This window comes from Microcoleus sp. N9_B4 (assembly GCF_036701635.1).
Taxonomy (GTDB): Bacteria; Cyanobacteriota; Cyanobacteriia; order Cyanobacteriales; family Microcoleaceae; genus Microcoleus.
On record NZ_JAUBRC010000051.1, the window covers coordinates 23,888 to 44,646 of the forward strand.

The 20,759-nt window shown below is 45.8% G+C and carries 14 protein-coding genes; 2 read left to right on the plus strand and 12 right to left on the minus strand.

What is annotated here, in order from left to right; all coding sequences use genetic code 11:
* Positions 1-124 precede the first annotated feature (124 nt).
* Entirely contained in the window at positions 125-3,220 is a 3,096-nt protein-coding gene (locus tag QUA43_RS25715) for a glycerol-3-phosphate acyltransferase (RefSeq protein WP_333377607.1), read from the plus strand.
* Between the two features lie 277 nt (positions 3,221-3,497).
* Here the strand turns inward: QUA43_RS25715 and QUA43_RS25720 are convergent, their stop codons facing one another.
* From QUA43_RS25720 to QUA43_RS25740, 5 genes are all read right to left on the minus strand, one after another.
* Positions 3,498-5,681: a S8 family serine peptidase gene (locus QUA43_RS25720; RefSeq protein WP_333377609.1), complete on the minus strand. Its 2,184-nt coding sequence runs from the start codon at positions 5,679-5,681 to the stop codon at positions 3,498-3,500.
* Between the two features lie 689 nt (positions 5,682-6,370).
* Positions 6,371-8,098, minus strand: a complete 1,728-nt coding sequence (locus QUA43_RS25725) for a chemotaxis protein CheB (RefSeq protein WP_333377611.1) — start codon at positions 8,096-8,098, stop codon at positions 6,371-6,373.
* Positions 8,099-8,416: 318 nt separating this feature from the next.
* Positions 8,417-9,637 carry an ABC transporter permease gene (locus QUA43_RS25730; protein ID WP_333377614.1) on the minus strand — a complete coding sequence of 407 codons (1,221 nt, stop codon included), beginning with the start codon at positions 9,635-9,637 and terminating at the stop codon, positions 8,417-8,419.
* Between the two features lie 210 nt (positions 9,638-9,847).
* On the minus strand, positions 9,848-11,065 hold the full coding sequence (locus tag QUA43_RS25735; protein ID WP_333377616.1) for an ABC transporter permease: 1,218 nt from the start codon (positions 11,063-11,065) through the stop codon (positions 9,848-9,850).
* A gap of 193 nt (positions 11,066-11,258) precedes the next feature.
* A complete protein-coding gene (locus QUA43_RS25740) occupies positions 11,259-13,127 on the minus strand; it encodes an efflux RND transporter periplasmic adaptor subunit (protein WP_333377619.1) in 1,869 nt (622 codons plus the stop codon).
* Positions 13,128-13,645: 518 nt separating this feature from the next.
* Here QUA43_RS25740 and QUA43_RS25745 point away from each other — a divergent pair.
* Positions 13,646-14,056 (plus strand): hypothetical protein, encoded by a 411-nt coding sequence (locus QUA43_RS25745; protein WP_333377622.1) that lies wholly within the window; start codon positions 13,646-13,648, stop codon positions 14,054-14,056.
* Between the two features lie 11 nt (positions 14,057-14,067).
* Here the strand turns inward: QUA43_RS25745 and QUA43_RS25750 are convergent, their stop codons facing one another.
* The 7 genes from QUA43_RS25750 to QUA43_RS25780 form a co-directional block, all read right to left on the minus strand.
* Positions 14,068-15,078: an ABC transporter permease gene (locus QUA43_RS25750; protein ID WP_333377624.1), complete on the minus strand. Its 1,011-nt coding sequence runs from the start codon at positions 15,076-15,078 to the stop codon at positions 14,068-14,070.
* A gap of 9 nt (positions 15,079-15,087) precedes the next feature.
* The gene (locus QUA43_RS25755; RefSeq protein ID WP_333377625.1) at positions 15,088-15,639 is read right to left on the minus strand and encodes an AAA family ATPase; all 552 of its coding nucleotides are present in this window, start codon (positions 15,637-15,639) and stop codon (positions 15,088-15,090) included.
* A 65-nt stretch (positions 15,640-15,704) separates the two neighbouring features.
* On the minus strand, positions 15,705-17,363 hold the full coding sequence (locus QUA43_RS25760; protein ID WP_333377628.1) for an ABC transporter substrate-binding protein: 1,659 nt from the start codon (positions 17,361-17,363) through the stop codon (positions 15,705-15,707).
* Positions 17,364-18,200: 837 nt separating this feature from the next.
* Positions 18,201-18,686: a Spy/CpxP family protein refolding chaperone gene (locus QUA43_RS25765; protein WP_333377630.1), complete on the minus strand. Its 486-nt coding sequence runs from the start codon at positions 18,684-18,686 to the stop codon at positions 18,201-18,203.
* A 19-nt stretch (positions 18,687-18,705) separates the two neighbouring features.
* Positions 18,706-19,143 carry a hypothetical protein gene (locus QUA43_RS25770; protein WP_333377633.1) on the minus strand — a complete coding sequence of 146 codons (438 nt, stop codon included), beginning with the start codon at positions 19,141-19,143 and terminating at the stop codon, positions 18,706-18,708.
* Positions 19,140-19,730 (minus strand): sigma-70 family RNA polymerase sigma factor, encoded by a 591-nt coding sequence (locus QUA43_RS25775; RefSeq protein ID WP_333377642.1) that lies wholly within the window; start codon positions 19,728-19,730, stop codon positions 19,140-19,142. Before QUA43_RS25775 ends, QUA43_RS25770 begins: the two co-directional genes overlap by 4 nt.
* A 284-nt stretch (positions 19,731-20,014) precedes the next feature.
* Complete coding sequence (locus tag QUA43_RS25780; protein ID WP_333377635.1) at positions 20,015-20,551, minus strand: opioid growth factor receptor-related protein; 537 nt, start codon at positions 20,549-20,551, stop codon at positions 20,015-20,017.
* Positions 20,552-20,759: the final 208 nt, after the last annotated feature.

Genomic DNA, 20,759 nt, shown 5'->3' on the forward strand with positions numbered 1-20,759 from the left:
TTATCTACTCTACTTTTACATTATCTTAAGTGCTAATGCCGTCTGGTTGATATATCGGAAGACAGAAAAATTGACAGAATTGCGGTCATAATGTTTAGAGGTTGAAAATAGGAGAGCTGATTTTATGCCGTTGCCGACAATAGCATTCCTGTTGGCTGCTAGTTTCAGCCTGGGTGCTTTACCGCTAACGGGATGGGCGGTGCGAGTGTTTAGCCGCCGAGATTTGAGGGCGCTGGGTACGGGGAATGTGGGGGTGTCGGCTGCTTTCATTCACGGGGGGAAATTAGCGGGAATTGCTGCGGTGTTGGCGGAAATTGCCAGGGGTATTGTGCCGGTTTTGGCGGGGCGGTTTTGCTTCCCGGATGCACCTGCGATCGCGATCGTCCTGTTAATTCCTCTAGTTGCCTGCAGATATGCGATCGCCCGAGGTGGAGGCGTGACCAACGCTGTTTGGGGTCTTTTGGTATTTTCGCCGCCGGTGGCTGTATCATCGGGCATTTGGGGGCTGCTGGTGTGGGGTTTGGCACAGCGGTGGTGGGGTGAGGGCGATCGGGCGAGACTCTTTGCTTCCCGTTGCGGGTGTCTGTGCACCCCAATCTGGGTTTGGGTGTGGCGACAATCAATGCCCGAATTTTTAGCAGCAGCAGGATTAGCTTTGTTGTTAGCAGCAATTAATTTCAGTCAGGGTGATGATATGGCTTTATCTAAATCAGAGCAATTGTTTTCTCTTGATGAGTCGTTAGATGCTGCAATCTGCGGCGATAAAGCGGCTAAATTGTCTCAACTAAAACGCGCCGGTTTTAATGTACCTGCTGGTTTTATATTGCCATCGAAGGAAGAGGGAAGTTCGGCAACGGATTATGTAACGGATGTAACGGATGGAAGCAAGAAAAAAGAAGTCCGACGGAAGAAGGAAGAAGGAAGAAGGGAAAAGAAAAATGCTGAGCATTTGTCAAGTATTGATGTTTTAATCCACAATCTAAAATCCAGAATCCAAAATCGAATGATTGTGCGTTCTTCTGCTGCGGGAGAAGACGGCGATCTTAGTTCAGCGGCTGGACAATATCAAACTATTGGCCCTGTTTTCACTGAAGCAGAATTGCTCGACGGCATTAATCGCTGCCGCCAGTCTTATTGGACTTCCGAAGCTGTGGCTTACCGCCGACAGCGACAATTACCCGACACCCAAATGGCTGTATTAATTCAGCCTTATATTGACAGCCAGTTGGCGGGAGTCATGTTCAGTCGCAATCCTTTAGATGGTGGTTCCCAGGTAATTATAGAAGCTTTACCTGGAGGAGCCGAAGCTGTTGTTGGCGGACAAGTTACTCCGGTTCATTTGGAAATTGATTTTAGTCAACCTGAATTATTAGAAAAAAAATTAACTGAACTTCAAAGTAATTCAATTATTGCTCAATCGATATTAGCAGAATTGGTGAAACAAGCACAAGCAATTGAAGCATTTTTTCACGGAATCCCGCAGGATATTGAGTGGAGTTGGGACGGGGAAAAAGTGTGGATTTTGCAAAGTCGCCCAATTACTAATTTGCAGCCGTTTTGGACGCGCACTATTGCAGCAGAAGTGATTCCCGGTGCAATTCGCCCGTTAACTTGGTCGATTAACCGGCCGCTGACTTGCGGGGTTTGGGGAGAGATTTTTCAGGTGGTTTTGGGCGATCGCGCCAGTGGCTTAAACTTTAATGAAACGGCAACTTTGCTCGGTTCTCACGCCTATTTTAATGCGACTTTGTTGGGCGAAATTTTTCGGATGATGGGATTGCCGGAGCAGGGTTTGGAATTTTTGCTCAGAGGGCAAAAAATGGGCAAGCCGCCTTTGGGGAAGATTTTGCCGAATTTGCCTGGTTTGTGGCGTCTGGTGCAGCGAGAGAGGGCGCTCAATGCAGAATTCAAGGGCGATCGTACTTCTATTTTCCTCCCGGCACTGCAAAGTTTGGATAAGGAAGGCACGACACGGATTTTGACACGGATACACGGATTAATTATTGAGGATGAGTCAAAAGGAATATTAATGCCCAATGCCCAATGCCCAATTCCCAATGCCCAATTCCCAATGCCCAATTCCCAATGCCCAATTCCCGATTACCAATATTTAACGGAATTGTTAGAGAGAACCGAGCAAATTCAGGAGTGGCTGAAACCGATTACTTACTACAATATATTAGGGCCGATCGGGCTGGCAATTCGCAAGGCAATTTTTCGAGTTAATGATGACTGGCTGGCTAATGACAGTGCTCCTGAAATTGCTTCGGTACGAGCTTTACAGCAGTTGGCTCAGAAATTGCGACAAGCTGCTGTGTCGCAGCCTGACGCAACTGTTTCAGTCGCACATTTAGCACAGACATTTGCGGAAACTCCGGGTTTACAAGCAGAGTTTGAAAAGTGGCTTGATATTTACGGATATTTGAGCGAGGTGGGAACGGATATTGCTGTTCCTACTTGGCGAGAACAACCGGAAATTTATCAAAAGTTGCTAATAACTATGGCTCAAAAAGCCGAAACTAATTTAGTTGAAAAGCGTGAAATAGGATTGAATTTTTTGCAGAATTCGCGATTAGATAAATGTCAAGAAAGAGCGCTTGTAAAAAACGAAATTAGCGAAATTTACGCGCGGTTGTTGGCTCACCTGCGCTGGACTTTTTTGGAGATTGAAGCTTGCGGATTGGCAATGCAGGTGTTTCAGGAAAGCGGGGATATTTTTTATCTGGAATTTGGGGAAATTCAGCAGTGGATTCGCAGCGGCGCGAGTGTTTCTTTTCAGGATACAATTAGGGAAAGGCGCGATCGCCTGGTAGCCGATCGCGATCGTCCGATTCCCCCTGTAGTCTACGGCAATTTGCTGCCAAATTCTCAGACAAGGGCGATCGACTCCGCAACATCGGAAACTAATATCATCCAGGGAATTCCGGCAAGTATTGGCCGTGTCGAAGGCTTTGTCAAGATTTGCCGCACCGCGAGCACAGATTTAGGAGAAAATGCGATCGCAGTAGTCCCATACACCGATGCAGGTTGGGCACCGCTGCTGTTAGGAGCAACAGCAATTATCGCCGAAGTTGGCGGCCAATTGTCTCACGGAGCAATAATCGCTCGCGAGTACAAAATTCCCGCGGTTATGAATATTTCTGAAGCTACAACTCGCTTGCGAGATGGTCAAAAAGTCCGAGTAGATGGGTATCTCGGCACTGTAGAATTGCTCGAATAAAAATAATGTACCAGGACTTACGCATAAAAACCCAAGAAACCGGGTTTTTGGCAGCTTCTGCCATCTGTAACATATTCTTGGGAAAAAACCCGGTTTCTGACCACCCGCTGCGATGCTTAGAAACCGGGTTTTTTACGGTTTCGGCGGGCTGCAGCGAAGAGACTCGAAAAAACCCGGTTTCTGGGCCGTCGTGCGTAAGTCCTGTGTACATCCTCAAAACCCCAGTTTCTTGGAGAAACCGGGGTTCGAGAAATTTCCCAGTAGTTGTTAATTATGTCTAACTAACTTCCGGGGTAATTCCTTCAGGTTTTGCTGTTGTAGTCAGAAATTCCAAAATTTGGTCAGGAGTTAACTTTGGATTCGCCTGAAGCATTAGAGCAACTACACCTGCAACATAGGGAGCAGCCATAGACGTTCCGCCAAATTTAGGGTCATAACCTCCCGGAACTGTAGATAAGCCGTCACGGCCCGGAGCAACCACGAAATTTGTTGTTATCGAACCAGCAGGATTGGAAAAAACTGTCACCTGTTTGCCTGGAGTTGTTACTGCTCCGACAGCTATTCCCAAATTATCGAAAGCATAAAAGGCTGGAAAATTTGGTTCGCTAGGGTTGAGTTTGTCCCTGTCATTCCCCGCTGACATCACCACAAAAACTCGGTGTTGTTTGGCATATTCTAGGGCTTTCCGTACATTTGGATCAAGAAACTTGAGTCCGCCCAAACTCATGTTAATCACATTGGCGCCATTGTTAACCGCATAGAGAATGCCGTCAACGAGATTTGCATTAGATACTCTCAAATCTCCCACCCTAATCGGCATAATCTGAGCATCATAAGCAACCCCATTCATTTCCAGGGTATTATTGGGAAGATTGATGTCAATTCCATTTCTTTTCGCCCCAATGATTCCTGCTACTTCAGTTCCGTGATTCTGTACCGAATCTCTTAAATCTGGGGAGGGATTGGCGTCATTATCCACAAAATCCCACCCATTGATATCATCAGTTTTTCGGTTGCCATCGTTATCAATACCATCCCCCGGAATTTCATTAGGATTCCGCCAGATATTGCTCTGTAAATCGGGATGACTAAAGTCAACGCCACTATCCAGTACCGCAACCACAACACCTTTACCCGTGTAACCTGCTTTCCAGGCTGGGGCAACATCGATCTGGTTTAATTCCCCTATGTTATTGAATTTAGCTGCACTGGTGAGCGGGTTAGCAGCATCCAACTGCTGTTTACCAGTGGCAGCCGCAACGGCCCCTGCTGCATCCACGAGTCCGTAGCCAAACAAGCTGTTGAACTTATCTGTTGTCGGTGCAGCTAAGATGCTGAGGTTGTAGAGCGTGTCGCCTTCAAAAGAATTGACTCCGAGATAATAAGTACCTGCTGACAAACCTGTAAAGGAAATCTCCTCTGGATTGTTGCCTTGCTGTTGAGGAGCGCCAACAATTTCACCAAAATCAACCTTGTTGTCTTGGTTGACATCCTGAAACAACACTAAATCCGCATCTGTACCCGTAGACATTCCCCGCAAGTTGACTTGAAGGTTGCTGGGCTGTGGGAGATCGAATTTGTAGAGTTGCACAGGTTTGTTTTTTTCAACAAAGCCGTCAAACGAATACTTGACTTCGCTGCTAAATGTGCCGACAAGTTGAGGAGTAGCTTGATTCAGCGATAACTGAATTAGCTTGACATTTATATCCAGGTTGTAGCTGGTGTTAGCGCCCGCTACACCCTGTTGAACGTAGACAAAGTATTTGCTGGGTAAAAGAAAGCGACTTTCAATTACTTCTGACTGAGTTCCAAAATTTCGGGAGGCAAAGAATTCCTCTCCAATAGGGCTACCATCGCCATTAGTATCCCTCGCAATCCATAAATCAGCGTTCGCACTCAAACCGTTGAGTCCCAATGTGAGACTACTGAGTGTGTCAGTGGTGAAAGTGTAAATATGTCTGAAGTTGTTTTCATCTACGAAGCCATTCAGGCTAATTGAATTTTTCAGGGTACCGAGGTCTGTTGATCCTACTGCTGCTGCTTTTCGTTCGGTTTGGGGTACAAAAGAGTCATTGCCACTACCACCAATTAGCGTGTCTCCACCCAAATTGCTAACCGAACTGTCTTGGTCATCAGAACCTGTAAGTATGTCGCTGCCTTGACTACCGTGCAGCGAGTCTGTTCCTTGACCTCCAACGAGGGTATTGTTCCCAAAGTTGCTAGAGATGAAGTCATCAAAGTTCCTGCCCAATAGGGCATCGTTACCGCTACCTCCTAAGAGGAAATTCTGACCGCCACCGCCATCGATCGATTCTGGAGATACCGAACCAATCACAGTATCATTACCTTCTAAAGCCCGCAGTCCTCTGGTGAAGGGATTTAAAAGTCCTGGGGTTAGCCTGAAGTAATCAGAATTGGGAGTTAGATCGAAAAAATTACCGTCACTGCTGGAACCACTCATAATCAGATGCTCCTGGTCAGCTCAATAGGTATATTTTACTATGGAAAAAGTTTCAACCCTGAAATCGCAAAGTTTTTTAATAATACTCAAAGAAAATTCTTATGACTCAGGCAACAATCCTATGGATAAGTTTAACCCCACATTCCGCAGGTCTTAACATTATTAACGAGGGATTTTTTGGTAATACCAATTTTAAAAAAGAATGCAACAGAATTCTTGTCCCCCCCCTTTGCAAAGGGGGGCTAGGGGGGGTCGAAGAGTGTTGCACGATTTTAGAGAAATGGTATAAGAAATGGCTGTAATTCTTTCTCTACAAGCCGAACGCTGATATATAGAAATATGAGTTTTTATTAAGGAGTGTTTCTTTGTTCCCAATAGTCATTAATTATCGATAATATGTTGGCAATTAAATTCCTAGGATGACGTTTGATCGTCAACATATTTTTGACTATAGCAATCCTTGCAGGAGTCGTAAATTTTTTACCCCACCCCAGCCCTCCCCGATGCCTTGGGGAGGGAGTAAGAAATTCACAAAGGATTTAGGATTGCTATATAGCGTTTCCTTAGCCGATCGGGTACAACCAATCCTTATCCCTTAAGAATTTTAACTCTAAAAATGTACCTCACTTGACTGAGAAACGCTATATGTTAAGAACTGCACTACAAAACTATCGGTAACTGCTACTTTACTACACTAAGAAATTCTGGACAACATAGTTCCCCACATTTCTACCCGCACTCAAGCCATTTACGTTAGCACTCATGAAATGAATGCCTCCGTAAAGGCGACTCATGCCCGATTCGTCGGCCGCTTCGCTGAAGTTCTCGTAGGTTCGCAAACTGTTGACAGATTGATCTCCCCGATCGGCAAAGCCGTAATCCGAACCAAATACAGAACTTATAACGGCATCGGCTGCACCGCTAAAGGTACTGTGACCAGACGTGTACTCAGGGAACGGCGGAGTAGTTATCAGCGGAGTCCATAGGGGGTCGGCTGTCGTGTTGGGATTGTTGTCTGTGTCTGCTTGGCGAATAGCTGTCACCGGCCGCCATAAATTGTATTGGTACTTAGCATCCCAGCAGCTAATAGCTGCATCGGCGAGGGCAAAATTTAGCAGGGCGAACAAGCGGGCGCTATCTTCCAGGGATGTGGCGGTGAGATTTGCTGTTTCTTCGGCGATTTGATTCCAGTGGCCCGGAGGCGTAAACGTCCCAGCGCCGTTAGCCCAGAATTTGGCGATCTGTGTTTGGTCTGGGGTGCGCGTGAGGCTGTCACTTTTGCCGATTTCTTTGACGTAGTTAACTTCCTCTGCGTACTTGGCGCTGTCAAGGGCGGGCGGGCCGGCCGGGCGGAACTGAGAACCGCTAGTCATGGCAAAGGGAGTAACTTCTGCCCACTGTGGTGCCAGCGCGGCCGCAAGGGCAGGGGGAGTCGGCACCCAACTACCGGGTTCGGTTTTGGGGGTGTACTGCACTACTTTCGTGATGCCGTCTGTACTCCGCAAACTGATAATTTGGTCGGCAACTTGCTGTCCAAGGGCGATGCCGTCTTGTTTTGCTTTGCCGTCGGTAATTTTAGCTAAAGACGATGCGTATACTTCGTTGAATGTGGCTGCTTGCGCTGGGTAGAGGCTGACTAGGGTGCGGTGGGCTGCGGCTGCTGTCGCGGCTTCTGCTGATGTGCCTGCTGGTGCATCTATGTTGACCCGGTAAGGGCTGTATTTTTTGCTGATCGAGTTAACAGCATCGTGAATGGCTGCGTGAACCATTGCCATGTTGCGGGAAGCGAGGGGAGGCGCGGTACTGGCTGTCCGCACTGCATTCAGCATGACTCCGTTCCACTCAATGACAGGGTTTCCCGATAGCTGATTTGTGAATTGGTCGCGGTTGATTGTGTTGCTGTTGACTCCCGCCAATACTACTAAATACTCGCCCGTGAGTTTGTCTTGAATTATAGTGCTGTTGCTGTTGGCGCCGGTGCCTTGCTGGATGTTTAAATCTTCAAAGCTGAGGCCGTCTAGCAATCGAATTTTGTCATTGCCGTTGCCGAAGTCGGCGATGTAGTCGGCGGCAGCTACAGTTGGGCCGCCACTGCCTTTAGCAATGGCAAATATATCATCGCCTGTGCCGCCGCTGATGGTATCGCTACCTACGCCTGCGTAGATGAGATCGTTGCCGGAATCGCCACCAATTAGGTCGCTGCCTTTGCCTCCCCAGAGGATGTCATTGTCTGCACCACCAACAATCGTATCGTTACCTTGGTCGCCGCAGATTTTGTCTTTACCTGCATCGCCTTCGAGATAGTCGTCTCCGCTGTTGGCATAAATTATGTCGTTGCCATCCAAGGCGTTAAATCTGTCTGGTTGGATGGTTCCTTCGAGATAGTCAAATTTAGAACTGGGGTTCAGGGATGCCATGTTTATTTATTGGATATTTTGATTAAAGCGCAAAGGTTCGTACCGTCTGTAGATGGTTAGGTGTATTTACCGCTGATTTAATAATATTAAACTTTCTGGTTGATAAGTAAACGCCACAACCAAGCTTTATTTAATATTTAACGGGCTTTTTATGAAGTTTTGCGATTTGAATTTGCGTAAAACTACAGACATTTAAACTGTATTAGATACTGCAACGTTGTTAATTTTTTATAAAAAAACCGTTTTTTTTCTTTAGAGCAAGATAATTTTTACCAGCATAAAAGGTGCGGATTGTGTAACTGAATAAGTATATGTTGATTAAGCACTTCTCAAAGCTGCGATCGGGTCGAGTTTGGCGGCTTGGCGGGCGGGGACAACGCCGAAGAAGAGGCCGACTGCACCGGATACACTGACAGCAAGGGCGATCGCCACGGGTGATATTCCAGCTTGCAAGGGCGTGAAATTACCTACAAGCAAGATACCACCAACACCTACGCAAGTACCGACTATCCCTCCGGCAGCGGATAAAATCACAGCTTCGACAATAAATTGAAACAAGATATCTTGGTGGGAGGCGCCGATCGCCTTTCTGAGCCCAATTTCCTGAGTGCGTTCGCTGACGGAAACCAGCATAATGTTCATAATCCCAATACCGCCGACTAATAGGGAAATGCTGGCAACAGCAGTTAACATCAGAGTCAAAGCGCCGGAAATTGCTCCCATTCTTGCCATTAAATCCTTCTGATTTCTGACAGTAAAATCATCTTCGGTAGTAATTTTGTGCCGCAATCTCAGCAGGTTTTCCACCTGAAATTGTGCTGCGTCCATTTGCAATTCATCTTTAATCGAAATAAATATCGACGTGACAGCCAAACCGTAGGGAGATTGGCGTCCGACTATGCGATTGGCCATTGTGGCGATCGGCACTGCGGCGGAATTGTCAAAATTCGTACCAAAAGATGTGCCTTTGGGCGCCAATACTCCAATTACTTTGAGGCTGACATTTTGGATACGTATCTGTTCGCCCAAGGGATTTGTATTGCCAAAAAGTTTTTCCGCTAATTCTGAACCGAGAACCACAATTTGGTTACTTTGCTTAACATCAAGTTCAGTCAAAAACCGCCCTTTTGCCATTTCAAAGCTTCTGACTTCTAGAAATTCTGGAATCGTACCAAAAATTAGAGCCGAAACATTTTTGTTGCTGTAGCGAACAATTTCGGAACTGTTAAGTTCTGCTGACACGCCTTGAACGGAGGGGACTTGAGTTGCGATCGCCTTTGCGTCTGGCAGTACGAGAGTTTGAGGCGCACTTGAGATGGTACTTCGCCTAGCGTTGGGAACTCCCGGCCTCACGATTAATACGTTTGTACCTAGGGATTGAACTTGTCCTGCTACAAATTTTTGAGCTCCTTCTCCAATTCCAATCATGGCAATTACTGAGGCGTTGCCGACAATCATGCCGATCATTGTTAAACTGCTGCGAGTTTTGTTGGCTAGTAGCGTTTGACCGGCCATTTTGACGCTTTCAATAAAATTCATACTTTGTTATTGGTTATTTGTTATTGGTTATTTGTTATTGGTTATTTGTTATTGGTTATTTGTTATGGTTATTTGTTATTGGGCATCGGGCATCGGGCATCGGGCATCGGGCATCGGGAATTAGGCATTGTAATTGAAACCCACAAATAACCAATAACCAATAACCAATGACTAATGACTACTGACTACTGACTACTGACTAATGACTTCTTAAGCACTTCTCAATGCCACAATCGGGTCTAATTTAGCAGCTTGTTTTGCAGGTACGATTCCAAAAAATAAGCCGATGCTGCCGGAAACACCGACTGCAAGTGCGATCGCCACTGGGGAAACACTAGCTTGCAGGGGAGTAAAAGCAGCGACTAAAAGCACGCCGCCGATACCGAATCCAGTACCGATCGCCCCGCCTGCCGCTGACAAAATCACAGACTCTATCATAAACTGAATCAGGATATCTTGCTGAGAAGCTCCGATCGCCTTTCTCAATCCAATTTCCTTCGTGCGTTCGGTAACAGAAACCAGCATGATATTCATAATCCCGATGCCGCCGACAAACAGCGAAATTGCCGCCACAAAAGCCAACATCAACGTCAAAGCACCAGTAATACTGCCCAAAGTATTCATTAAATCTTTCTGGTTGCGAACCGTAAAATCATCCTCTTTAGTGATTTTATGACGCAATCTGAGTAGATTTTCTATTTGAAATTGGGCTGCTTGCATCATACTTTCATCTTTGATAGCAACCGAAATAAATGTCACTTTTGTGCCGTAGGGAGACGATCTACCTACGATCCGATTTGCCATTGTTGTCAGTGGCAAATAAACATTCATATCTTGATTGTCGCCAAAGCTGGAACCTTTCGACTGCATGACTCCAATCACTTGAAAGGTCGAGTTTTTGATGCGGATGTATTGACCAACTGGCTGTGTATTGCCAAACAATTGTTCGGCTGCTTCCGATCCTAAAGCAACCACATTTTCTTGTCTTTCTAAATCTAATTTGTTTAAAAATCGACCTTGACCAACATCAAAGCTTCTGACTGTCAGAAATTCTGGGGTAGTTCCGACAATGGAAGATGAGACATTTTTGTTGCGGTAGGTAACGAGTTGACTGTCATTGAGAGTTGGTGCGACTTCTTGGACAGAAGCAACTTGAGATGCGATCGCCTCTGCATCTTCGACGACTAAAGTCTGAGGTGGAATCACCGGGCGGCTTTGCGCTTCAGGACTTCCGGGAATAATAAATAGCAAGTTTGAACCCAGAGAGTTAACCTGTCCTTCGATAAATGTTTGAGCTCCTTCCCCGATACCTATCATCGAAATGACAGAAGCATTGCCTATGATAATTCCTAACATCGTCAAGGTGCTGCGAAGCTTGTTTGCCATCAAAGTTGTGACGGCCATTTTGACGCTTTCAACAATATCCATAATTCGATTTTAGATTTGGGATTTTAGATTAGCAGTTGACTGTTGACTGTTGACTGTTGACTGTTGACTGTTGACTGTTGACTACTGACTACTAAGAACTGCCAACTGACTACTGACTACTAAGAACTGCCAACTGACTACTGCCAACTGTCAACTGCCAACTGCCAACTATCAACTATCAACTATCAACTGACTACTTCTGATTCTTGATAATATCCTCCAGCTTTTTACCTTGAGGAAGTTCGGTAAAAACGCGATCGCCCGCTTTCGCACCCTCCAAAATCTGAATCTTGTTGCCAATAGTAGATCCAACCGTAACAGGTTTAAACTGCGGCTGTTGTTTCTCATCGGGAACTAGCACACCCGTTTGACCTTTATTAGTCACAATTGCCACCGTCGGCACAACTAAAGCATTGCTCAACTTTTCACCAACAAATCTCAAATCTACGTTCATCCCAGATTGCAGCGAATCTTTGCCCGTATCAAGGGCAACTCGCACTTGAAATAGCGTCACATCCCGTTCCTTAACAGCTTCCGGCGCAATTAACTTAACGCGGCCTTTAAACACTTTATCTGGATAAGCGTCAGCGACTATTTCAACTTCTTGACCCGGTTTAATTTGACTGATATCAGCCTCCGGGACTTTCGCCAAAACTTCCACATCTCTAGCCAAAGCGACAATCGATGTCGAAGTTGCCGAAGTAGCTTCCGAGGCCGAAGTTGCCGGAGTTACAAAAGCTCCTTGGATGGCGTATCTTTGGGTAATAATTCCCGCAAAAGGAGCGCGAACTTTCGTATCTTCTAACTGCACTTCTTGAAAGCGTACTTGAGCTTGAGCTTCCTCTAATTCAGCTTTAGCTTGAGCTATTTCTTCCGGGCGAGAACCGTTTTCTTGTGCGGCAAATTGACTTTTGGCTTCAGCAACTGCTGCTTCGGCTTTGGCGATTTCTTCTGGACGGTTGCCGTTTTCTAGCTGCGCTAATTTGCTTTTGGCTTCGGCAACTTCTGCTTCAGCTTTAGCAATTTCTTCCGATCGCGTGCCGTTTTGCAATTGGTTCAATGCTTGCTGCTCGACTTGCACAGCAGCTTGCAGTTGCTGAATTTGGGACAGCCGATTTTCTTGCAGTTGTTGCAGGCGTCTTTGAGATTCTATTAATTTAGCTTGGGCAGTACGGTTTTCTTTAATTAATTCATCCAGTTTATCTTTAGCCAGAGCACCTTCTTCCACTAGCGGTCGATTGCGTTCTACCCGCTGAGCTGTTAGTTCGGCTTGGGCTTTACTCGAGTCAATTTGCGTTTGTGCTTGGGCAATTTCTTGTTTGACACTGCCGGTTTGAGCATCTGCTAAACGAGCTTGAGCTTGGGCTAAACGAGCTCGCCCTTGGCTGACTTCTTCAACGCGGCTGCCGGCTCGCAGTCGCTGCAAGCCTGCTTGAGTTTGCTGCAAGCGGGCTCTGGCTCCTGCAATTTCTTCAACGCGGCTGCCGGCTTGGGCTTGCGCGAGACTGGCTTCGGCTTGATCTAAGCGCGCTCGGGCGCTGGCGATGTCTTCCGATCGATTCCCGGCTTCGATTTTGGCGAGTTTTGCTCGCACGCTGGCTTCGCGGGCTTGAGCTTGCTGGAGTTGAGCTTCTACATCGCGGCTTTCCATGCGGGCCACGATTTGTCCTGCTTCGACTTTATCGCCCTGTTCGACAAATAATTCTGCGATCCGGCCGGAGCCTTTGGGGCTGAGATTCACGCGCTGTACGGGCTGCACGGTGCCGCTAGATGTGATCCGCACCGTGAGGTTTTGCGCTTCCACCGGCACTGTCATAGTGGCGATCGCATCTACTTTCGGTTGCGATCGACTTTTTGCTATATATATGGTGGTCGGTACAGCTAGCAACCCGGCTGCCACCAACCCAATCGCCCAGCGCTGCGGTTTGCGCGCGGGTTTCTTCGGAGACTGCTTTTGGGCGGTTTTTTTATCTGCAATTTTGGTCTCTGCGGCCTTGGTGTCTACAGTCTGAGTATCTTCCACCGTGACCTGAGCAGTTTCCTTTTTAGGGCTAACGATCATACCGACTCACCTAATTTAATCTCAGGATTACCTTAAAGGTAAAATTTTTGCTGATGCTTGGCATCGTCTTTCAGACTCATCCGATCGGGTGATTTATAAAAAGTTCCCCAACCAGCACCTGTAAACAATTATAGCTAATCTTTGCAACTTATTAAAAAATGTTAAGTTTTTTACGCCAAAAGAGGTGATCCGAAACAGAATCGCTCCTGGCTGCTGGCAAATTAAAATATATTTTAGCAGATAATATTGTTTTTGGGATCGAGGAGCGCGCTTCTCACCAGCAACAAAGGCCGATATGGCAGGGGGCGATCGACCGTTACTAAGTCATTGCGGACTCGTCTTAGCGATCGCAGCGGGATCTGCCAGTGCGAATCTCGCAACGACACAGTATGGACACACTTATTCTCATAAACCCGGTTTCACGGGTAGCGGTGCGTAAGTCCTGAATACATATCCGCCCTGTGCCCACAACAGGTTAAAATATTTTTCAAATCCGTTAAAAATGGAAAATAAAAACAATGAATCGTCCTCAAAGCGTTACAGTTCTGGCAATCTTGCAGCTAATTAGCGGCGTATTCAGCATTCTTGACGGCTTGTTCATCTTACTTTTTGCCGGCATTTTTGGCGGTCTCGGTGCGGTTGGATTCGGGGCAAAAGTTGGCACGGTAATCGGCGGCTTCATTGCAATTTTTGCTGGAATCAGTTTTATTTTAGGCCTCCTCTCCTTACTATTAACTTGGGGTTTGTTTCAACTCAAAAATTGGGCTTGGACTGGAACATTAATTGTCCATATCATCGCCACCCTCGCGCAAATTGCCAAAATGTTGGGCAGCGGCGGTACAGCAGTCAATTTTTTAACTCTGGGTTTTGCAGTAGCTAGCATTTACTACCTGTTGCGGCCGGATGTTAAACAAGCATTTCGTGTCTGATTTCCTTTTCATTAACGGTACTGAATTCTCGGATCAAAAAAAGCATAGGAAATATCAACCGCCAGATTAATCAATACAAAAGTTACAGCCACAAAAATTACTCCTCCTTGGACTATTGGGTAATCCCGCGTCAGAATACCGCTATAAATCCAAGAACCAATTCCCGGCCACGAGAAAATTGTTTCAGTCAGAATAGCGCCGCCTAAAAGAGTGCCGAACTGCAAACCGATAGTTGTGACGATCGGCAAAAACGCATTTTTCAAAGCGTGTTTCAAAATTACCCAATATTCCGGCAATCCCTTCGCCCTCGCAGTGCGGATGTAATCTTGAGAAAGCACTTCCAGCATTGCAGAACGAGTGATGCGAGCTATAATAGCCAGAGGAATAGTTCCTAAAGTCAAAGCTGGAAGGATTAAATGGGCGATCGCATCCCGCAAAGCCGCCAAATCCCACCTCAGCAAAGAATCCAAAACATAAATACCCGTAATCGACTTAAAACCAAACCCCAAATCTACACTAATCCGACCGCTTGGAGGCAGCCATTTCAGATAAACAGCAAACAAATAAATTAACATCAATCCCAACCAATACACTGGCAATGATACGCCAATTAACGAACCACTCATCGCCAGATTGTCCAGCCAGCTATTTTTCCGAACAGCAGCCAAAATCCCCGCCGGAATTCCGATAACAAGTGCCACCAACATCGCCACTACAGACAGTTCAAAAGTAGCAGGCCAGCGAATTGTAATTTCATCAATTATCGGAATACCGCTAATAATACTATTTCCCAAATCCAAGCGCAGCAAACTCCATAAAAACGCCAAATATTGCACAGGTAAAGGCTGATTCAGACCCAACCTTGCTCTCAAAACTTCTACCTGTTCGGGAGTTCCCCGTTCTCCCAAAAGCACTGTAGCTGGGTCTCCCGGTATCAAATGCAAAAAAGTAAATACTAGCAGAGTGATTCCGAAAAGGACTGGCAATAGTCCCAGCAAACGTTTAGCAATATATTGAAACATCAGTTGATCTCATTCACCTTGCAAATTTGCCAAAATCCGATCAACCGTTTCTTCTACCGTTAGATTGGTTGAATCCAGCCAGTAGCCAAGGCGAGGAGTTTCGGTACGGAGAATGCGATCGAAGGCATAAACCATTGTTTCGTTGGCATATCCGGTCTTCGATCTTGCTGAATCCCGTGCGGCTACAACTTCTGCCTTGGGACACAGAACGATCGCGGACAACGGCACATCGTGGAAAGTGGCAAGTACCTCAGCCAGTGCCGAACCAATGATGATGTCTTGATAAACGACCGTAAAACCAGCCTGGAGATAATGTCGCGCTGCCATTGCTGCCAGGTGATACCGCAGTTGAAGCTGCTGATATGCCTCTGCTGACAAATTTAACGCCATTTCCGCCTGTCCGTTCACAATCATGCGACGAAAGATATCGCCGCGAAGGTGGACACTTTTGGGCAACCGTTCGGCAAGTGATTGCGCCACACTTGATTTTCCGGCGGCCATGTTCCCGGTAATCAAAATAATTTGTGGGTGATGATTTGCAGGTTGCTGATTGCTCTCCATACTATTTGTTAAGGTAAATTCATGTAAAGTATGATAACCCCGGAGAGGTGTCTCGATCTAAACTTTCAATCTTTGCTTATTTCCTCAAAAGACTCCGACCCCAAAGGACTCGGAATCCAACCTTGAATATTCTTGCGTTTCCCTAAAAGCGGTTGCGAATGTACGATCGGCAAACGGACAGCTTCCCCATGCAAAATCTCGCTAACTTCCGCATAAATTTTCGCCCTAGCTGCTTTATTCCCACTCGCCCTCCCCCGATCCAAAAGTTCCAGAACTTTCGGATTTTTCCAATTTCCCAAATCCCCCGTGGAACCAGGCCCGAAGTGAGGATAATAAAAATTGTCTGGATCGCCGTAATCTCCCGTCCAACCCATCATAAAAGCTTGAAAGCCGGGAGGTTTGAGCCGATCGGCTAAATAAGCAGACCAATCCTTTGTCAGCAATTTTACCCGAATCCCGATCGCGCTCAAATCCGCTGCCAAAGCCTCAGCGATCGGCTTCGGTGTGGGAAAATAGGGACGACTGACGGGCATATACCACAAATCCAAATCAAAACCGTTCGGATAACCGGCTTTCGCCAGAATTGCTTTAGCTTGCTGCGGGTTAAATTCATAATCTTTAACTTGATTTGACGCCGCCCAATTCAGCGCAGGCGGGAGAAATTGCGAATCATGTTTGCCGAGTTCTCCCCAGAAAGCTTTGACTATTGCGGGCTTGTTAATTGTTTGGGCGATCGCGCGCCTGACTTCCGGTTTTGACAAAGGTTCGTAAGTCGGATTTAAGGCTAAATAACCGACATTAAAAGAAGGTCGCACAACAGCTTCTAAATTAGGATCTCCCTGAACTTCTTTGAGTTGATCCGGCGTTAAATCCACAGTAAAATCAAGTTGTCCTGCTCGCAACTGAGCCAGTCTCGCCGCCGGATCATCAACAAAACGAATTACCAATTGATTGACTTTTGGCGTGCCAGTTTTCCAATAATTAGGATTTTTCTCCAAAACAATGCGATCGCCCGAGCGCCATTCCTGAAACACAAAAGGCCCCGTACCCACCGCCAGCGACCCCGGAGTGCCGTATTTAGCACCCGCTTTTTTCACCGCCCCCGGACTCGCCATCCCGAAATAACCAGACCCAATCGCCGACGGAAAAGCCGCAAAAGGTCGATTCAAAACAAATTTAATTGTAGACTTATCAAGAACCGCTACATCTTTTACTAAAGAATCTTTTTCTCCCTTAAACCCGCCAAAAAAATCTTTCCAAATTGAATAATTCTTGCCCGCTTCTCGAAAACCGTTAGGATTTTTGGCATCCCACCAGCGATCCACATTAAACTTAACAGCTTCCGCATCAAAATCCGTACCGTCGTGAAACTTTACCCCGGAACGCAACTTAAAAGTCCAAGTTTTGCCATCTTGAGAACTTGACCATTCAGTAGCGAGACTCGGCTCAAGTTCCACAGTTCCCGGTTTGAAATCAGTCAAGCGATTGTAAATTTGGTCGATAACAATCACCGAATTGCCATCAGTAATATTTCCCGGTTCCAGATTTATCGGCGGCCCACCCGCACCGTAGACTAAAGCTCCCGGTGGTAGTGCGGCGGGAGTTGTCGGAGTTGGAGAATTATTGCTAACCGTGTTTGAGGGCGTGCCGCAATTTGATAAAATTACAGCCATCCCAAAAACTAGACCTAATAAAACTAAACGCCAGGGTTTTAACAATCTCATCTCAATAGCTCCGGTTTAATAGTAAATTGTACTCATGTAATAATAAAATGATAATTCTCCCCTGCTCTTCCCTCTGCGAACTCTGCGCTCTCTGCGGTTAATTTAGTAAATTCTATATTGAAAGCCAATCTAAATTAACAAACCAAATAGATCAGCCTGATGATATCATGCTGGAGGGGAAAATCTCAACCCACACCTTTACATTAGGCGACGCAACCAGCATGAAAGCTAACGTTTGCGCCCCAGCTAGAGGGGTCATTCGATTGTAGGTTTTAGATTTTAGATTTTAGATTTTAGATTTACTCCATGAATCTAGGGGGAGCATCTCATATTTGTAAAAACACTTCTTATGACCGAAATCATCCAGGATACAAGCCCCCGGATTCATTCCGAAAGCAGACTCAGGACGGAGAAATAAACAACCTGTATCCGATAAAGGAGCCCCCGAATTTATCCGTGGGGTCAATGCTTCAATTCTTTAATCTTTAATCTAAAATCTAAAATCGATTGACCGAAATCATCCAGGATACAAGCCCCCGGATTCATTCCGAAAGCAGACTCAGGACGGAGAAATAAACAACCTGTATCCGATAAAGGAGCCCCCGAATTTATCCGTGGGGTCAATGCTTCAATTCTTTAATCTTTAATCTAAAATCTTTAATCTTTAATCTAAAATCGATTGACTCCTTTCTTTTTCCTCTTTCCTTCTGCCTCCTGCCTCAAAACTCCAATTTCTAGCTTAGCTGCTTTCCTTGAGATGCTTCCAATCTGGGAGATTGAACTAATAGATCGCAGAGTGCGTAAGCACCCTGCGATTCACTCAAAACTACTCGTCAATTACTGCGGTTTTTGACCGTTTTGCATCCTGTTTCTAGCAGTTTGTCGGCGCTGCTGCATCAGTTGAGCTAATTGACTGCGCTGTTCAGGCGTGAGCACTTCTCGCATTGCGAGTGTACTTTCAAATTGCACCTCTTCCAACTGCTGCCTCAATCCGATTATTTGACGGTGTTTTTCGCGCATTTCACTGGCATTTGCCGTGCCGGACATCATCGTTTCCAATTCTTGTCTCGCTTGGCGGACTGCTTGCATCCGCTGGGAAACTTGGTCTTTGTACCGATCGCGAACTGCCTGCATTTGCTGCTTTTGGTCTGCACTTAAATTCAGTTTCTCGAACATCCCACCTTCTTTGCCAGCGGGTCGATTGGGACGCTGGGTTTGGGCAATTGTTTCGGGTTCTAGGGGATTAGGAACTGCTATTGCTGCGGCTGTGCTGCCGAGAGTAAGCATTAAAACGGCTAGGGCAGAAATGCGACGAATTGACATGAAAATTACCTCTTTGAGATTAGTTATTTGTTAGCGGTTCGCTGTCAGCACTCTGGCTGAAAGTCAACCAGTCTGTTTGCGAGCGATCGGTCATATTCTTTTCGCTAGAATCATGCAGGACACCCTCCCAGTTAGTCACTAAAAATGCTTCTAACTTAGCTGTTTCATTATCGGGCAATTGTGCAGTCTCAAACGGACGGTAGCCCGACCAAAAAACTAGCAAGCCAGCGGCGAGCGCCGAAGGAAAAACCCACTTGCGAAAACCGATCATTCCCGACCTCTTATTAGACCGGGTAAATTGGCGATCTTCTAGATAATTGAGCTTTCTCTCACCGGCCTCATTCCTCTCTATTGCTGCTAAAAGTTTTTGCTCAAAATCGGGTGCAGCTTCGGGAACGTTTGGGCGATGTTGCTTCAAGAAATTAACTAAGTTTTGGTCGCTGCTTGGGTTATTCATAGCTCGCTAACACCTTCTTTTTGCAAAAATTGTCGCACAGCATTTCTGGCATAAAAGACGCGAGATTTGACAGTTCCTGCTGGCAGTCCCAAAATTTGAGCCACTTCTTTTTGCGGGATGTCTTCTAGGTCATGCAGCACCAAAACGCTGCGGTGTTCAAAGCTCAATTGCTCCAATCCCCGCTGCACTAAATCTTGATAGTGCAATTTCATCAAGTCCGATGTGTTATCTTTGAGAATAACCCGATCCATTACTTCTTGATTTTTGAGTTGGGAGTCAAAAGAATGCTGTTTAGCAAATGCTTGTCTTTGGTCAGAAGCCACATTCCAAGTGATTCGATAAAGCCAAGTTGAAAAGTTTTCCTGGTGCTTGAGTTTGGGCAATCCTTTCCAGACTCGCAGGAATACTTCTTGTGCTAAATCGTCAAGAAGCGAGGGGCCGCAGAGTTGGTAAAGGGTTGATCTGACTTTGTGTTGGTAGCGTTGGTAAAGGTAGCGAAAGCAAGTGCGATCGCCCTTTAAACATTGAGCAACTAAGTCCGAGTCGGAACAGTCATCGGTTAAAACATTGGCTGGCACACCTAACACCTGTGAAGTCTCCCCCACCAGTTCGTTATCTGAAGTGTTTAGACAGGACGCTCTCGAAAAAGGTTCAAATTATTTAAAATAATATTTTGAGCATGAATCCGCTTGGGGTGGAAAACTGCACCAATGTCAGCAACAGGCACTCCGGCCTGTTCCACAAAAATTAAATTTTCTTGTGGGGTGGGCTTCTAGCCCTCCCATAACAGGCTTTCGGGCCTGTTCCACGAAAATTAAGTTTTCTTGTGGGCAGTAGAGTTGACGATAGCGACCAGTTCCCAATATCGGTTCTAACTATTTACAGCATTTTTCCAATAAGTATAAGTTTCTAAACCAATACTTTTTTGATTTTCATTATATATCTCATCTAAACACAAGAAAAGAGCTAAAGCGTAATTTTCCAATCCCAAGTCTGTCAAACTTGTGAGAATCCTAGTCAGCCGCAGGTAGTTGTGATTAAATTTTTCAATCCACTCTCTGTTTCTTGACAAATATTCCTCGGATTTGGCAATTACAATTTCTGCGTTTTCCCCTTCGCTGCATTCCAACCCGTAAAACGCCAGTATGACCTTGAACGAATGGAGTAAGCGATTTCTCAACTCTTCACTTGTTCTAAAAGCTTGAATTACCTCATCATTTAAAGTAGGAGCACTGGAATTAAAGCGACTCTTTTCTCTCAGCGGAAACAGCCATTGAATGTAATTGTGCACGGATTCCAGTTTCTGGTAATCCCACGACCAAATATCCTCGATCGCCCGACCTTGCGAATCCGGCTGCTGACCGAGATAGAATGCTAAAATTTTGTTTTGTTTGGTTGAATCACTCATTAATAAGTTGTGTTGTATCTAAATTGTATTTTTGGGCGGGCGGGACGCCCACCCCACAACCAGAAAATTTAATTTTTGTGTGGAACAGGCATCCTGCCTGTTATTCAAAATAGTTTTTTTGAGTCGGTTTTAACTGAGATCTTGCACCATTCTCAATAAGCCCTTGCATTGTGTACCCAAATGTGAAATAAAGGGCGTATAAACAATG

What these genes read in the sequence shown, in the direction of transcription:
- QUA43_RS25720 (WP_333377609.1), bottom strand. Translation starts at nt 5,681, where the DNA reads ATGAGTGGTTCCAGCAGTGACGGTAATTTTTTCGATCTAACTCCCAAT.
- QUA43_RS25770 (WP_333377633.1), bottom strand. Translation starts at nt 19,143, where the DNA reads ATGAATAACCCAAGCAGCGACCAAAACTTAGTTAATTTCTTGAAGCAA.
- QUA43_RS25755 (WP_333377625.1), bottom strand. Translation starts at nt 15,639, where the DNA reads ATGGAGAGCAATCAGCAACCTGCAAATCATCACCCACAAATTATTTTG.
- QUA43_RS25730 (WP_333377614.1), bottom strand. Translation starts at nt 9,637, where the DNA reads ATGAATTTTATTGAAAGCGTCAAAATGGCCGGTCAAACGCTACTAGCC.
- QUA43_RS25780 (WP_333377635.1), bottom strand. Translation starts at nt 20,551, where the DNA reads ATGAGTGATTCAACCAAACAAAACAAAATTTTAGCATTCTATCTCGGT.
- QUA43_RS25740 (WP_333377619.1), bottom strand. Translation starts at nt 13,127, where the DNA reads ATGATCGTTAGCCCTAAAAAGGAAACTGCTCAGGTCACGGTGGAAGAT.
- QUA43_RS25750 (WP_333377624.1), bottom strand. Translation starts at nt 15,078, where the DNA reads ATGTTTCAATATATTGCTAAACGTTTGCTGGGACTATTGCCAGTCCTT.
- QUA43_RS25745 (WP_333377622.1), top strand. Translation starts at nt 13,646, where the DNA reads ATGAATCGTCCTCAAAGCGTTACAGTTCTGGCAATCTTGCAGCTAATT.
- QUA43_RS25725 (WP_333377611.1), bottom strand. Translation starts at nt 8,098, where the DNA reads ATGGCATCCCTGAACCCCAGTTCTAAATTTGACTATCTCGAAGGAACC.
- QUA43_RS25715 (WP_333377607.1), top strand. Translation starts at nt 125, where the DNA reads ATGCCGTTGCCGACAATAGCATTCCTGTTGGCTGCTAGTTTCAGCCTG.
- QUA43_RS25735 (WP_333377616.1), bottom strand. Translation starts at nt 11,065, where the DNA reads ATGGATATTGTTGAAAGCGTCAAAATGGCCGTCACAACTTTGATGGCA.
- QUA43_RS25760 (WP_333377628.1), bottom strand. Translation starts at nt 17,363, where the DNA reads ATGAGATTGTTAAAACCCTGGCGTTTAGTTTTATTAGGTCTAGTTTTT.
- QUA43_RS25765 (WP_333377630.1), bottom strand. Translation starts at nt 18,686, where the DNA reads ATGTCAATTCGTCGCATTTCTGCCCTAGCCGTTTTAATGCTTACTCTC.